The 14,546-nt window shown below is 69.5% G+C and carries 10 protein-coding genes; 3 read left to right on the top strand and 7 right to left on the bottom strand.

What is annotated here, in order from left to right; all coding sequences use genetic code 11:
• Positions 1-17: 17 nt before the first annotated feature.
• The 3 genes from ACFYVR_RS21875 to ACFYVR_RS21885 all read right to left on the bottom strand — a co-directional run bounded on the left by ACFYVR_RS21875 (position 18) and on the right by ACFYVR_RS21885 (position 6,026).
• Positions 18-1,274: a pyridoxal phosphate-dependent aminotransferase gene (locus ACFYVR_RS21875; RefSeq protein WP_387477065.1), complete on the bottom strand. Its 1,257-nt coding sequence runs from the start codon at positions 1,272-1,274 to the stop codon at positions 18-20.
• 299 nt (positions 1,275-1,573) lie between these two features.
• Positions 1,574-2,521 carry a hypothetical protein gene (locus tag ACFYVR_RS21880; protein WP_387477067.1) on the bottom strand — a complete coding sequence of 316 codons (948 nt, stop codon included), beginning with the start codon at positions 2,519-2,521 and terminating at the stop codon, positions 1,574-1,576.
• Positions 2,522-2,801: 280 nt separating this feature from the next.
• Complete coding sequence (locus ACFYVR_RS21885) at positions 2,802-6,026, bottom strand: (Fe-S)-binding protein (protein WP_387477069.1); 3,225 nt, start codon at positions 6,024-6,026, stop codon at positions 2,802-2,804.
• 337 nt (positions 6,027-6,363) lie between these two features.
• Here ACFYVR_RS21885 and ACFYVR_RS21890 point away from each other — a divergent pair, with 337 nt between their 5' ends.
• The gene (locus ACFYVR_RS21890) at positions 6,364-7,035 is read left to right on the top strand and encodes an ammonium transporter (RefSeq protein WP_387477071.1); all 672 of its coding nucleotides are present in this window, start codon (positions 6,364-6,366) and stop codon (positions 7,033-7,035) included.
• Positions 7,036-7,571: 536 nt separating this feature from the next.
• On the opposite strand, the gene ACFYVR_RS21895 is transcribed toward ACFYVR_RS21890, so the two are convergent.
• From ACFYVR_RS21895 to ACFYVR_RS21905, 3 genes are all read right to left on the bottom strand, one after another.
• Positions 7,572-8,879: a S1 family peptidase gene (locus ACFYVR_RS21895; protein ID WP_387477073.1), complete on the bottom strand. Its 1,308-nt coding sequence runs from the start codon at positions 8,877-8,879 to the stop codon at positions 7,572-7,574.
• A 184-nt stretch (positions 8,880-9,063) separates the two neighbouring features.
• Complete coding sequence (locus ACFYVR_RS21900; RefSeq protein ID WP_387477075.1) at positions 9,064-10,407, bottom strand: S1 family peptidase; 1,344 nt, start codon at positions 10,405-10,407, stop codon at positions 9,064-9,066.
• A gap of 88 nt (positions 10,408-10,495) precedes the next feature.
• On the bottom strand, positions 10,496-11,881 hold the full coding sequence (locus ACFYVR_RS21905; protein WP_387477077.1) for a hypothetical protein: 1,386 nt from the start codon (positions 11,879-11,881) through the stop codon (positions 10,496-10,498).
• Positions 11,882-12,043: 162 nt separating this feature from the next.
• Here ACFYVR_RS21905 and ACFYVR_RS21910 point away from each other — a divergent pair, with 162 nt between their 5' ends.
• Entirely contained in the window at positions 12,044-13,075 is a 1,032-nt protein-coding gene (locus tag ACFYVR_RS21910; protein ID WP_387477079.1) for a Dyp-type peroxidase, read from the top strand.
• A complete protein-coding gene (locus ACFYVR_RS21915) occupies positions 13,072-13,875 on the top strand; it encodes a family 1 encapsulin nanocompartment shell protein (RefSeq protein ID WP_387477081.1) in 804 nt (267 codons plus the stop codon). The genes ACFYVR_RS21910 and ACFYVR_RS21915 overlap by 4 nt, the downstream gene beginning before the upstream one ends.
• A 58-nt stretch (positions 13,876-13,933) precedes the next feature.
• On the opposite strand, the gene ACFYVR_RS21920 is transcribed toward ACFYVR_RS21915, so the two are convergent.
• Positions 13,934-14,500 carry an NADPH-dependent FMN reductase gene (locus ACFYVR_RS21920; RefSeq protein ID WP_387477083.1) on the bottom strand — a complete coding sequence of 189 codons (567 nt, stop codon included), beginning with the start codon at positions 14,498-14,500 and terminating at the stop codon, positions 13,934-13,936.
• Between the last annotated feature and the right edge of the window lie 46 nt (positions 14,501-14,546).

Raw genomic sequence — 14,546 nt, forward strand, 5'->3', positions numbered from 1 at the left:
GAGGCGTCTCCGTTCCGTTACTGGCTGTAGCTCGCCAGGAAATTGCCGAGGCGCTCGATCGCCACGGCGAGGTCCCGCGCCCACGGCAGCGTCACGATGCGCAGATGATCATGATTCGGCCAGTTGAAGCCGGTGCCCTGCACCACCAGGATCTTCTCCTGCAGAAGCAGGTCCTGCACCAGCCGCTCGTCGTCGTGGATCTCGTACACGTTCGGATCGAGACGCGGGAACGCGTACAGCGCGCCGCGGGGCTTCACGCAGCTCACGCCCGGAATCATGTTCAGCCGCTCCCACGCGACGTCCCGCTGCTCGAGCAGACGCCCACCCGGCAGGATCAGGTCCTCGATGCTCTGGTACCCGCCCAGTGCCACCTGAACGGCATGCTGCGCCGGAACATTCGGGCACAGCCGCATCGACGCCAGCAGGTTGAGCCCCTCCAGGAAGCTCGCCGCGTGGTCCTTCGGTCCGGTGATGACGACCCAACCCGAGCGGTACCCGGCGACCCGGTACGCCTTCGACAGTCCGTTGAACGTCAGGCACAGCAGGTCGGGAGCGAGCGTCGCCAGCGAGATGTGCTTCGCGTCGTCGTAGAGGATCTTGTCGTAGATCTCGTCGGCCAACAGCAGCAGCGAATGCTTTCGGGCCAGCGCCACGATCTGGCTCAGCACCTCCGGCGAATACACCGCACCCGTCGGATTGTTCGGATTGATCACGACGATCGCCTTCGTGCGGGGCGTGATCTTCGACTCGATGTCCGCGATGTCGGGGTTCCAGTCGTCGGCCTCGTCGCACAGGTAGTGCACCGGGGTGCCGCCGGCGAGCGCCGTCGTCGCGGTCCACAGCGGGTAGTCCGGCGCCGGGATCAGCACCTCGTCCCCGTTGTCGAGCAGGGCCTGCATCGTCATGGTGATCAGCTCGGAGACGCCGTTGCCCAGGAACACGTCGTCGACGTCGAAGTACGGGAACCCGGGAACCAACTCGTACCTGGTCACGATGGCCCGGCGCGCCGACAGGATGCCCTTCGACTCCGAGTAGCCCTGCGCAGTGGGCAGCGCGGCGATCATGTCGCGCATGATCACGTCCGGCGCCTCGAACCCGAACGGCGCGGGATTGCCGATGTTCAGCTTCAGGATGCGGTGACCCTCCGACTCCAGCCGGGCCGCGTGCGCGTGTACCGGACCCCGGATCTCGTACAGCACGTTCTGCAGCTTCGCGGACTGCGTCAGTTCACGCGGCTGGATGTGGGTGTGGTGGGAGGGCTCCGAGACGGTCACCCGTCCATGGTGCCACTGCGGGTAAAGCGAATTTCGGTCGGGGAGTGTGGCGGGCAGCACAAATTCGCAGATCACACCTGGTCGGGAGGGGTGCCGGGACGTGGTGGGGTGGGCGTCCCGGGTGCCGGCGTCCTGGGTGCCGGCGTCCTGGGTGCGGGCGTCCTGGGTGCCGGCGTCCCGGGTGCCGGCGAAAAGGTGTGTGCACAGGGGTTCTGCCGGGAGCGCGGGAGTTTTCGGCGCGCAGAAGGGGTGTGCGTGCGGGAAAGGGTGTGTGCACGCGGCCGATGCCGAGGTCGGGGTCACGTGATCGGCAGGGGAATGACACGTCCCGTCGGTGGTGGGCTGTTGCGGGCTCGCGCGATCGCACGCATCCATCGGTCGACGACCACGCGCGGGGTGCCCAGCTCGTCCCAGATCCAGCGCACGACCTGCCAGCCGGCGTCGCGGATCGCGTCCTCCCGCAACTTCTCGTTCCACAGCACGTCGGCGGGAACCTGCCCCGCCGGGACCAGGCGGCCGTACTTGACGCGGCCGTCGAACTCGCCCACGACGCCGCCGGCCAGGAAGTCGACGCGGCCCAGGCGCACCCCTGTTTCCGAGATCAGCGTTGCCTGCAGGTCCGGGACGGGTAACTGTTCGCGAATGAACAGGGCGCGGCTGCGGGATTCGCCGACGCTCTCGGACCGGCCGTCCGCCCACCGCAGCAGACGGTGCGCCTTCCCCGCTCCGCGACGGGTCTCGTCGACGGCGAGCGCCACATCGTCGGCGGTGGTGGCGCCGCCGTGCAGCGCGTGATCCGCGACGACGAGGGCCTGCTCGAACGGCAGCGTCGACGCGAGATCGACGATCGTGCGTGCCGGCGTCGTCACGCGGAGCCCGTCGACGGTGGTGACGTCGTCCGGGGCGAGGGGAAGGGAGTGCACCTGACGGTGGCGTCCGCGGCTGCCGCCGGACCGGCGATTGCGCGTCAGGTGCACGTGGGACAGCGGCGTGTTCCACAGATCGAAGCCGTGCACGACGGCCGCCGACTGATGACTGAGCACCGCCTCGTCCGACGCCACGCCGAGCACCGCCTCCGCCAGCAGTCGATGTCGGGCCTCGGCGGCCAGATCGAGAAACGCGGACGCGTGGACGAACCGTCCCGGGTGAAGCCGCCGCCACGCACCGACCCTGCACTGCCGCTGCAGTTCGCGGTCCGTCACGCCGCGGCGCAGCGACTCGTCCCGTCGAATGATGTGTTCCCCCATGGACGCAATCGTGCACGGCCGCGCGTCCCTCGACGCCGGCGCAGCGCCGGGCTGTGGATCGATTCGGCCTGTGGACGGACGGCTTGCGCTCGGCGTCTGCTGGTGCTGGGCGGCGCGCGTCGCGATCTGGCACAGGGGTTCTGCGGGGTGCGCAGGGGTTCTGAGCGTGCAGAACCTGTGTGCGTGCGGGAGAAGGGGTGTGCACAGGGGTTTTCGCGGGCGGTGGGAGAACGCCGAAGCGCCCCAACCGATGTCGGTTGGGGGCGCCTCGCGTGACGCGCTACTGCTTGCGGCCGGGGGCCTTGGCGCCCGACTTGAAGCCCAGCGCGCCCGCCTTGGCCTGCGGCGGTGCCGGGGCCTCGGCGACCGGTGCCGGAGCCTCGGTGACGGGGGCCTCCTCGACCACAGCCTCCTCGACCACAGCCTCCTCGACCACAGCCTCCTCGGCCGGTGCCTCCTCGACGGGGGCGGGTGCCGCCGCGGGGGCTGCCGGAGCGGCAGTCCGCCGGGCACCGGGTACCTTTGCTCCGCCCTTGAACCCGAGCCCGCCTGCCTTCGCCTGCGGCGGTGCGGGCGCCTCGGCTGCCGGTGCGGGAACCTCGGCGACCGGTGCAACCTCGGCGGGCGCGGCCGGAGCAGGAGCCGCAGCTGCCGGGGCAGCCGCCGTCCGCGCGCCGGGAGCCTTGAGGCCGCCCTTCATCTGGAGTCCGCCGGGCTTGGCCTTGGGCGGTTCGGGAGCCGCGGCCGGAGCCTCGGCGACCGGTGCTTCAGCCGCAGCGGCAGTCTTCGCGCCCGGCGCCTTCGCACCGGGAGCCTTGAGGCCGCCCTTCATCTGGAGTCCGCCGGGCTTGGCCTTTGGCGGTTCGGGAGCCGCGGGTGCCTCCGCGGCCGGAGCCGCCGGCTTCGCGCCGGGTGCCTTGAGGCCGCCCTTCATCTGCAGTCCGCCGGCCTTCGCGGCGGGAGCGGCGGCGGGGGCCTCCGCGGCCGGGGCCGCACCGCCCGGTGCCTTCGGACCGCCGGGTGCCTTGAGGCCGCCCTTCATCTGCAGTCCGCCGGCCTTCGCCGCCGGGGCAGCGGCGCCGCCGGGTGCCTTCGGACCGCCGGGTGCCTTGAGGCCGCCCTTCATCTGCAGTCCGCCGGCCTTCGGCGCTACCGGTGCGGCGGCCGCGGACGCGACCTCCTCGACCCGCTCGGCCTCCTGGACCTCGGCGACCGCCTCGGTCACGACTGCGGCTTCGACCTTGGTCCGCGGGGTCTGCACGACCACGAGGTTCTCGGTCAGCTGCGCCGGATCGAGCCGGGTGACGGACTCGAGCATCATCTGCGCGACGTCGACGACCTCGACGCCCTCGCCCTGACCCGACTCCTGGCGCGCGGTGACGCCGTCGGTGAGCATGACGCGGCAGAACGGGCAGCCGGTCGCGATCTTCTTCGGATCGGTCGAGAGCGCCTCGTCGACGCGGTCGATGTTGATCCGCTTGCCGAGCTGCTCCTCCATCCACATGCGGGCACCACCGGCACCACAGCACATGGACCGTTCGCCGTGACGCGGCATCTCCTTGAGTGTCGAGCCGGTCGCGGCCATCAGCTCACGCGGCGCGTCGTAGACCTTGTTGTGACGGCCGAGGAAGCAGGGGTCGTGGTAGGTGACGTCCTGCTGCACCGACGCGACCGGGATCAGCTTCTTGGCGCGCACGAGGCGGTTGAGCAGCTGCGTGTGGTGGATGACCTCGTACCGGCCGCCGACCTCCGGGTACTCGTTGCCGAGGGCGTTGAAGCAGTGGGCGCAGGTGACGACGATCTTGCGCTTGGACTCCTCGATGCCGTCGAAGACGTTGTTCAGCACCTCGATGTTCTGCATGGCGAGCTGCTGGAACAGGAACTCGTTGCCCGCGCGGCGAGCGGAGTCGCCGGTGCAGGTCTCCTCGGCGCCGAGGACCATGAACTTCACGCCCGCGGTGGCGAGCAGCTCGGCGACGGCCTTGGTGGTCTTCTTGGCGCGGTCCTCGTAGGCGCCGGCGCAGCCGACCCAGAAGAGGTACTCGTAGTCGTCGAACGTCTCGGCGTGCTGGCCGAACACCGGGATCTCGAAGTCCATCTCGGAGATCCAGTTGAGGCGGTCCTTGGAGTTCTGGCCCCAGGGGTTGCCCTTGTTCTCGAGGTTCTTGAACAGGCCGGCGAGCTCGGAGGGGAACTCCGACTCGATGAGCACCTGGTAGCGGCGCATGTCGATGATGTGGTCGACGTGCTCGATGTCGACGGGGCACTGCTCGACGCAGGCACCGCAGTTGGTGCACGACCACAGGGTCTCGAGGTCGATGACGGGGGCCTGTTCACCGGCTGCAACCAGTTCGGCGGTCTCGCCGACCAGCTTGCGCTCGGCCTCGAGGCGCGCGGCTTCGGGGATCTTGGCCAGGGCGGCCTCGTTCACGTTGCCCTCGGCGTCGACCAGGCCGACCTCGTCGCCGCCCATGTCCTTGCGGCCGCCGGCCAGCAGGTAGGGGGCCTTGGTGTAGCCGTGGTCGCGCAGCGACATGATCAGCAGCTTCGGCGACAGCGGCTTACCGGTGTTCCAGGCCGGGCACTGCGACTGGCAGCGACCGCACTCGGTGCAGGTGGTGAAGTCCAGCCAGCCCTTCCAGGAGAAGTCCTCGATCCGGCCGGCGCCGAGGGTGTCGGTGTCGGGGTCGACGTTCTCCATCGTCAGGGCCTTGCCCTTGCTCATCATCGGCTTCGCGCCACCGAGGGCGACGCCGCCGTCGTCCTCACGCTTGAAGTAGATGTTGGGGAACGCCGAGAAGCGGTGCCATGCGACGCCCCAGGTGATGTTGCGGCCGACGACCAGGAGCCAGATCATGCCGGACATCAGCTTGACGAACGCGAAGACCGAGACCATGACCGCGCTGGCGGGCAGGAGCTTCGCGACGTTCATGGTGAAGAAGTCGGTCCACGGGTTCGAGTGACCGGTCATCGCGATCCGGCCGGCCTTCACGAAGATCATGCCGAGGCCCTCGACGAGGACGACGATCTCGACGAAGTAGGCCGGGCCGAACTTCGAGCCGCTGAAGCGGGAGAGCCGCTCGGGCACGCGCGGGTGGTTCAGCTGCCGCAGGACGATCAGCGTCACGATGCCGACGACGGTGCCGATGCCCAGGATTTCGTCCCACAGGTGCCAGACCCAGGTGTTGCCGAAGAGTGGCCAGTGGAACTCGGGGTCGAACGTCTGTCCGTAGGCCTCGAACCACAGCAGGAAGCCGCCGAGGAAGCCGATCATCACGAGCCAGTGCGCCCAGCCGACGGTGCGGAACTTCTGCATCCGGGTGTGCGCGATGAACTCGACGATCATCTGCTTGATGCGGGGGAAGAACGGGCGCCAGCGGTCGGGGGCGGGTTGTCCGATCATGACTGTCTTGCCCATGGTCCAGGCCCCGTTCAGGAACGAGGCCCAGCACACGAGGCTGAGCAGTACGCCGATCGTGCCCAACGTGATCGTCAGGGCGTTCATGTCACGGCCTTTCCTTCTCCAACGGCAACGGCAACAAGGGTAAGCCACCGTAAGTTACCCGTCGGTAGCATGGTGGATCAAGCGGCGTTCCGGCTGCATTCACCCCGAAGTGCTCCGGCGACGCAGTGGTGCTGACGCCCACGGTAAAGGCTGCCCTAGCGGGTGCTCAGTGCAGGTGAGCCTAACTTAGACAACTGACCAGTAACTTTGAGAAATCGGTAAGGGTGTCCTTACTGACGCTCATGGTCATTGTTCTCGGCCGGTTCACAGATTAAAGTTCGCCTGTTGCTCTGACATTGCTCGCCACATGAGCGCTCTTCCTGAGGGGATTCCCAGTATGAGAATGAAGAAGTTCGCCGCCACCTCGCTGCTCGCGGTAGCAGCGCTGGGCATCGGCGCCGGTACGTCGCACGCCGACCCGGCTCCGGAGACGATCGACTGGACCTCGAACGTCGAGGGCCACTCCGTCGTCACCACCATCGATGCCGGCGCGTTCAAGGTCTCCGGGGACGGCACGAGCATCGAACTTCGGGACAGCACCGGCAAGCCCGTCGTGGTTCTGCCGCTCGCCTTCCAGCTCAACACCCTCCAGTTCCCCGTCGAGCAGACGATCAGCGAGGACGGCAAGACCGTGACGCTGACCCCCGTCTTCGACCTCGGCAAGGCCAAGTCGATCTCCGGCGACGTCACCGCGCAGCCGATCAACGGCGCCGGCCTCGCGATCAAGGACATCGCCTCCCCGGAGGAGAACCTCAAGGCGCAGCAGAACTTCAGCTCCCAGCTGGCGATCGCGACGGCGTCGGGCGGCCTCATGGGCACCATCATCGGTGCGATCGCGGGCGGACTCGGCTTCCTCGGCGGACCGGTCGGCCTCGCCTCCGTCCCCGCCGGTGCCGGAATCGGCGGCGTGATCGGGACGATCGTGGTCGGTGGTCCGACTCTCATCGCCGCCGGTATCGGCCTGGGCCAGACCCTGCTGGCGCCGCCCGGCACCACGGTCTACGCCTGATTCGCCTCGCACACGGGGAAGGGCCCGCCACCGTCGACACGGTGGCGGGCCCTTCTGTGTGATTCGGGGTCTACGAGCCCACGTTGGTGGCGATCGTGAAGACGTATCCGAACACGTCGAACGCGACGCTGAGAAGACTGTCCAACGTCTCGCTGTCGATGCCGTCGAGTGTGCTGCTGAGGTCCATGTGGGTTGTCCTCCCCTTTGTGTCGACTCGGGTCGACGCTGTGTGATCGGTCGATGTTCCAGCACGCTGATCCCCCACTGCCTGTCCCGACCGGGAATCGACGACAGTCCGCACGGAGCCGTTGTTCGGGGAGGAAACCACCCCGGCCGAAGGCGCGTCCGGACTGTCGCGAGCTGCCGTTGTCGTCGGCGAAACGTATTCGCCGACAACGCCATCGGGCATGATACCCGGTGGGTCGCGGTGCGCCACACGTTCGGGCCCGGTGTTCGCTGCGGACTTGCACAGCGGAAGACATCACGACGACGGGGCACCGGATCCGCGTCCGATGCCCCGTCGTCGTGGCGGTTCGCTAGCTGGTGCGCACCGTCAGGCCGGGATTGTCGGCGAGGATCACGTTGATCGGGGTCGCGAACAGCTGCGGCGTGTCGCCGAGGACGGTGGTGACGACGGACGCGAGTTCGCAGAACTTGAGGTCGCCGACATTGGACGCACTGGAGATGCCGAGTGCGCGGTCGCCGGTGACGATGGTGCCGCCGCTGTCGCCCTGCAGCGCGCAGATGTTGGCGGAGAACCCGTTCGTCAGGGTGCGGGAGCCGACGTCGACTGTCTGGTTGACGGCGTTGATGTTGCCGCAGGTGAACCCGGTGGTGAGGCCGGACTTGCAGACCGGAGCGCCGACGACGGGATCCGCGGTGCCGGTGATGCGGAGCGGGGACCGTCCGGGCACCCGGACCAGATTGTTCTGGAACCGGTAGGCGGCGGCGTCGTCGACGCGGATGATCGAGAAGTCGTGGCCCTCGAGGTTGGTCCGGGAGAAGTAGCCGATGTGCGGGCCGAAGACGCCGTCGCCGGTCATCTGGAACACCTGCGCGGTGCCGCCTCCGTTGCGGTTCGGGTCGCAGTGGCCGGCCGAGATGTTCACGGTCGCGCCGGCGGCATCCGTGCCGTTGAAGCCGAGCGAGCAGCGGAACGCGCCGGCGGCGTTCTCCGCGGCGTACGAGTCGCCGCCGAGCATCGCGTCGGCGGGCGCGCCGCCGTTGTCGACGGCCTGGGGGGCGACCGATCCGAGCGTCGGCTGCAGCGCGATGACGGCACCCTGCAGGAAGTCGGGCAGCTGCAGACCCCCGACGTCGAGGGTGTCCGCGACCCGCAGAACGAGGTTGTTGTTCACGACGTCCACGGCGGCGCCGTTCACGAGCCCGGCCACCGGGGCCGGGAGCGTGCCGATCCAGTCGTTCGCCTGGGACAGCTGGTCCTGCAGGGTGCGTTCGCTGCGGGGGAGGTCCTTGACGGTGTACCCCGCGGCTTGGGCGGCTTCGCGGGCGGCGTCCGCACCGGGTCCGTCGGCGAGGCCGATCAGCGGAGTGCCCGATGGGTTGAGCCAGGCGCCGGCGAAGGTGTCCGGGAAGTTGGCGCGCAGTTCGTTCGCGAACGCGACCAGCTTCTGGCCGGCCTCCGCCTTGGCGAGGTACTGCTCCGGGGTGAGCCCGAGGTCGCGCTGGATGGCGGCGACCAGATCGTCCGGCAGCGGTGTCGTCGGCGCCGGTGGCTCCGCGTGGGCGAGAGCGGGGGTCAACAGGAGCAGGGCGGCCGTGCCGATCATCGCGACGCGGCGCGCGCCGGTCTCGAGGGCTCGGCGCGCTCGGTGGCTACGCATGGGGACCTTTCATTCGGGGAGCACATGCATGCAGGCACGACGCGGCCACCGCCGGTGGCCGTGTCGAATGTACTCGACTATATGGCCTGGGGCGGCGACGGCGCACCGTCTCACCGATTTCGCGTGGGTTGTCCGAAATTGCCGGAAGATGTCTGGCGTCAAGGCGAAAAAGACGGCGGTCCGGTCAGGACGGGCTGGGTGCCGCGCGGACCTGCAGGCCGAGACCGGTGGTGCTGTTGGCGCGGTCGACCACCTGCTCGATCGGGATGCCGATGCTCGCCGTGCCGCCGTCGAGGGCCAGCACGAGGTTCGCCTCCGTGCAGTTCGGGGCGCCGCTCGCGTTCGACCCAGAGGTGATGCCGAGGGCGCGGGTACCCGTGACGATCGCGCCGCCGCTGTCGCCGCTGAGCGTGCACGTCGACCCGGCGAAGCCGCGGACCAGGCGCACCGAGCCGTCCGACATCGCCAGCGGGGCCTCGACGGAGTCGGCGAGGATGATTCCGCAGGTGAACTCCGACGTCTGGCCGGACTTGCAGATCGGGGCGCCGACCACCGGACGCGCGGTGCCCGTCACCGTCACGGTCGTGCCGTTCGCGCCGCGCACCGTCGGCTGGTCGAGACCGGCGCCGACACCGGCGGAGTTCAGTTCGATCACCGAGTAGTCGAGCCCGTCGGCCGCGATGCCCATCTCGGAGTGCGCGAAACTGCCGACCTGGATGCTGCGCGCGACGTCCTCGACGTTCGGCAGGTAGACGGGCGAGCCGACGTTCGCTGCCGGTTGTTCCTGCACCGGGTCGCAGTGGCCGGCGCTGAGGTTGTAGGCCGCACCGTCGCTGCCCACGGCGTTGAACCCGAACGAGCACACCCCGATCTCGGTGGGCGGGGTGGACGAGTTCAGCGGTGTCGCGGTGGTGATGTAGGTGTCGCCACCCTGGGGCCGGGGATCGACCGGGCCGCCGCGATCGGGGGAGAGCACGACCTGCAGTTGCGCGACCAGCGTCGGCAGGTTCAGCGCCTGCCCGATCGGGCTGTTGACGATGTCGATGACGATCCTGTTGTTCATCAGGTCGATCGACGTCGAGTTGACCTGCGAGGCCACGTCCTGCGGCAGTGTGGTGATCCACCGGTTCAGCTGGGCCAGCGAGCCCTGGAGCTGCTGTTCGGACGTGGAGGCGAGGCGGGTGTCGTAACCGTCCTCCGCGACCTTCTGCGCGGCCTCCGTGGTGGTGACCGCGACGATCGGACGGCCGTCGGTGGCGACCCACGATCCGGCGTACGTGGTCGGCTCCGACGCCCGCAGGCCGTCGGCGTAGCTGCTCAGCCGCTGCGCCAGCTCGGCCCGTTCCAGGTACTGCTGCGGCGTGAGTTTGAGGTCCCGGGCGATCGCTTCGACGAGTTCCGGCGGCAGCTGCTGCGCCTGCTGCTCGGTCACCAGGGGTTCACGCGGCGCGGCGTGCGCGAGGACGCCGACTGTCAGCAGTGAAGCAGTGGCCAGGATGGCGGCGCGCAGCGCCAGCGGCAAACGCATGGAAACCCTTCGTACGTTTCGGACGGGTGTCAGCGACCCACCATAGGTGAACAATCGTGGCACCGTCCGTAGTTGCAGGTGACGGCGTTCAGGGGGTGCCGGTTTCCCCTTCGGGCAGCAGTGGCGGCGTCAGTTCCTCCTCTTCCTCCTCGGTTGTTGCGTTCTCGGTGGGTCCCGTTGTCGGCGTCGCGTCGTCGTCGGGCGTCGTGCTCTCGTCGGACGGGGTGTCCTCGCGGGTCCGCGTGTCTTCGGCCGTGGTCGTCACCGTGGGGGTGGGCGGAGCCGTGGTCGTCACCACCGGCGGGGGCGTGGTGGCCACGACCTGCGGGGGCGTGGTGGCCACGACCTGCGGCGTGGTCGTCGTCGGCGGCCGCCACGTGGTCGGGTCGACGGTCGGGAATCCGATCTCGGCGCGTGGGGTGGTGCGAGCCGGTGTCGTCGCCGCGGGCGTCATCGTCGTCGTGGTGACCGACTCGATCTGCGGAAGGGGCGTGCCTGCGGTGCCGCCGGACATCCACCGCACGGCCCCCGCGGCGACAGCGGTGACGACCAGCGCCGCGCCGACTCCCGCGGTGACGAGTGCGACGCGGTTGCGGGTGGCGCCGCCCGTCGCGAGCGGCGTCACCGCGCTCCCCGGCCCGGCCTCGGTGAACGCGGTCGGGGTCGCAGGCGCGGCCACCACCGGAAACGCGTCGGTGTCGGCGTCATCGTCGGGTGTGGCGGCGACCGCGGGCGGTGGGACGGACCCGGCGACCCCGGACGCCGCGAGGACCGCCGCACCGTGGACGGCGATCCGGTCCGGGTGCGGCGTCGTCCACACCGGAACGGACAGGGTCCCGGCCAGCTCCGACATCGGCGGCGTCGTGGCCCCGGCTCCGGTCAGGAGCACCGACCGCAACCGATCCGGGTCCAGGTCGTGGGCGCGCAGCGCGGTCTCCACGGGTGCGGGCCCGCCGCCGTGCGGGTCGTGCAGTGTCGCCTCGAGGTCGGAAACCGAGAACGTCGAGGGCCGAAGCAGCCGCGGCGGCTCGGCGCCGACCACGACCGGGGACACGGTCAGGCCCTCCGCGTCGGCATCGCACACCGCGACCACCCCGTCGGTCAGGGGCCCGTGTGCGGCGCGGAGCCAGTCGACGGCGGCGACCGCGTCCGGGACCAGGTCCACGGCGGCCAGGCCGGTGCGGTCGAATGCGCCGCGGACGGCGGCGACGGCCGCCTCGTCCCAGCGGGCCGGGTGGAGTGCGACCACACCGGTGTCCGCGGGCAGGCCGGGGAAGTGCGCGTGCGCTGCCGCCAGCAGGCTCGCCGTCGCGTGGGCCACGACATCCGCGGGCTCCCCGGCCTCCGCCGTCACGTGCGCTGCGATCGGCTCGACGAGCACCGGTGGATCGGTCGGCGGTGCGTCCGAGGCGTGCAGGACCGCGATTGCCTCGGTGGTGCCGAGACCGAGCCCGATACCGTGTGCGACCGCCATCGGCTCTCCCGTCGTGCTGGTGCGTCGCGTGCACACCGATTGTGGCCTGTCACCGCGCGCCGTGGCCTGTCGCCCCGCGCATCGTCTGTCCCGAGCCTAGGCTCGGGGAGATCCGCCACATGCCGGGCGGGCAGAACAACGTGCCGACGTCCAGGAGAGTAGATGAGCCCGCCGGTTGCCCAGCCGCTTCTCGAACCACTCAGTGCCTCGGCCCTGTTCCTCGTGGTGACCGTCGGACCGGACCCGGCGGACGCGGCGAAGGTCGCCGACGTGGCTGCCGATGTCGGGTCCCTCGTGCGGGCCGTGGGGTTCCGCCAGTTGCAGGGTTCACTGTCGTGCGTGGTCGGGATCGGCCCCCACTTCTGGGACCGGCTGGGCCGGTCGACGCGACCGGCGGAGCTGCACCCCTTCGTCCCCCTGCGGGGGCCCGTGCACCGTGCGCCCGCGACGCCGGGCGATGTGCTGTTCCACGTCAAGGCCTCCCGCGCGGATCTGTGCTTCGAGTTGGGCAGGCAGATCCGGTCCGCGCTCGGCGAGTCCGCCACGGTGGTCGACGCGGTCACCGGCTTCCGCTACTTCGACGCCCGGGACCTGCTCGGCTTCGTCGACGGCACCGAGAACCCGGTCGCGGGCGGGGCGGCCGACGCGGCGCTCGTCGGCGGCGAGGATCCGGAGTTCGCCGGTGGCAGCTACGTGATCGTCCAGAAGTACCTGCACGATCTCGACGCCTGGGGCGGGCTCAGCACCGAGGCCCAGGAGCGGGTCGTGGGCCGGACGAAGCTCGAGAACGTCGAACTCGACACCTTGCCGACGAATTCGCACGTCGCGCTGAACACCCTCGTCGACGAGGACGGTACGGAGCGGCAGATCCTGCGCGGCAACATGGCGTTCGGCAGCATCGAGGCCGGGGAGTTCGGAACCTACTTCATCGGGTACGCGCGGACACCCTCGGTGACGGAGGAGATGTTGCGGCGGATGTTCCTCGGAGATCCGCCGGGCAATCACGATCGCATCCTCGACTTCTCGACGGCGGTGACCGGAACCCTGTTCTTCGCCCCCAGCGTCGACGTCCTCGAGTCCCTCGCCGCGGCCGAGGCCGTTGCGGAACCCGTCGCAGAGCCCGTCGAGACGGAGTCGGCGACCATCCACGGAATGTCCCTGAACATCGGTGATCTCAAAGGAGTGAGTCAATGACCGAGTCCAGCAATCTGCATCGCCAACTCGCACCCGTGACGGAGGCGGCGTGGCAGCAGATCGGCGAGGAGGCCGCTCGGACGTTCAAGCGTCACGTCGCCGGCCGGCGGGTGGTCGACGTCACCGGTCCGCACGGGTACTCGTACTCCGCACACAACCTGGGGCGGGTCAAGTCGATCCCGTCCTCCGACAGCAGGATTCGTGCGCAGCTGCGGCAGGTGCACCCGCTGGTCGAGCTGCGCTACCCGTTCACCCTGAGCCGCGCGGAGATCGACGACGTCGCGCGCGGCTCCCTCGACTCGGACTGGCAGCCGGTCAAGGACGCGGCGAAGGCGATCGCGTTCGCGGAGGATCGCGCCGTGTTCGCGGGGTACGAGGAGGCGGGCATTCTCGGGCTGGGGCCGTCGTCGAGCAACCCGGTGCTCCAGCTTCCCGAGGATCCGCTCGCGGTACCGGACGCGGTGGCGTCGGCGCTGTCCGCGTTGCGGTTGGCCGGTGTGGAGGGGCCGTACGCCGTGGTCCTCGACGCCGACGCCTACACCGCCGTCAGCGAGACCCGCGACGAGGGTCATCCGGTGTTCCACCACCTGAAGGACCTTGCAGACCAAATCATCTGGGCGCCAGCGGTCACCGGGGGTTACGTGCTCTCGATGCGCGGCGGCGACAACCAGCTCACCCTCGGCGTCGACCTGTCCATCGGATACGACAGTCACACCGCCACCGAGGTGACGCTGTATCTGGAAGAGACGCTGACGTTTTCGTCGCTGACCGCGGAAGCTGCCGTCGTCCTCGCACGCTGACGACACGAATCCCGGTCTCCTCGCGTCCGCGGTGCGAGGAGACCGGGACCGTGCGACCCTATTTCGGGTTGGCGGTGACGACCTTTCCGACGAACACCTCGAACTTCTGCAGCCAGTCGGTCACGAAGGCGGCGACACTCTGATCGGTGATCTCGCCGGCTTCGTTGATCAGCCCCTCGGTGTACTGGATGTAGGCCTCGGGCTGGGCGAGTTCGGGGGAATTCACGAACGACAGGATGCTGCGCAGGTGCTGCTGGCCGACCGCGGTGCCGATCTTGCCGGGTGAGGTTCCGATCACCGCGGAAGGCTTGTGCGCGAACGAGTTCTGACCCCACGGGCGCGATCCCCAGTCGATGGCGTTCTTCAGGGCGCCGGGCACGGACCTGTTGTACTCGGGGGTGACGAAGATCAGTGCGTCGACCCGGGAGATCGCCTGCTTGAAGGCGGTGCCCTCCGGGGGATAGTCGGCGTCGAAGTCGTGGTTGTAGAGCGGCAGGTCGCCGATCGGGATCTCCTGCAGCTCGAGGTCGGTGTCGGTACTCAGGCGCTCGAGCGCCTTCGCGAGTCTGCGGTTGATCGAGGACTTGGACAGACTGCCTACGAAAACGCCGACCTGGTACGGCATGGGGGCCACCTTTCAGCCGTCTCGCGAATCCCCCTGTTCCGGTGTG

This window comes from Rhodococcus sp. NPDC003318, from assembly GCF_042879035.1.
In the GTDB taxonomy this organism is placed as follows: Bacteria; Actinomycetota; Actinomycetes; order Mycobacteriales; family Mycobacteriaceae; genus Rhodococcus_G.

Bases quoted from the DNA above. Each gene is read 5' to 3' on its own strand.
- ACFYVR_RS21880 (WP_387477067.1), bottom strand. From the start codon at position 2,521: ATGGGGGAACACATCATTCGACGGGACGAGTCGCTGCGCCGCGGCGTG.
- ACFYVR_RS21885 (WP_387477069.1), bottom strand. From the start codon at position 6,026: ATGAACGCCCTGACGATCACGTTGGGCACGATCGGCGTACTGCTCAGC.
- ACFYVR_RS21890 (WP_387477071.1), top strand. From the start codon at position 6,364: ATGAGAATGAAGAAGTTCGCCGCCACCTCGCTGCTCGCGGTAGCAGCG.
- ACFYVR_RS21895 (WP_387477073.1), bottom strand. From the start codon at position 8,879: ATGCGTAGCCACCGAGCGCGCCGAGCCCTCGAGACCGGCGCGCGCCGC.
- ACFYVR_RS21900 (WP_387477075.1), bottom strand. From the start codon at position 10,407: ATGCGTTTGCCGCTGGCGCTGCGCGCCGCCATCCTGGCCACTGCTTCA.
- ACFYVR_RS21905 (WP_387477077.1), bottom strand. From the start codon at position 11,881: ATGGCGGTCGCACACGGTATCGGGCTCGGTCTCGGCACCACCGAGGCA.
- ACFYVR_RS21910 (WP_387477079.1), top strand. From the start codon at position 12,044: ATGAGCCCGCCGGTTGCCCAGCCGCTTCTCGAACCACTCAGTGCCTCG.
- ACFYVR_RS21915 (WP_387477081.1), top strand. From the start codon at position 13,072: ATGACCGAGTCCAGCAATCTGCATCGCCAACTCGCACCCGTGACGGAG.
- ACFYVR_RS21920 (WP_387477083.1), bottom strand. From the start codon at position 14,500: ATGCCGTACCAGGTCGGCGTTTTCGTAGGCAGTCTGTCCAAGTCCTCG.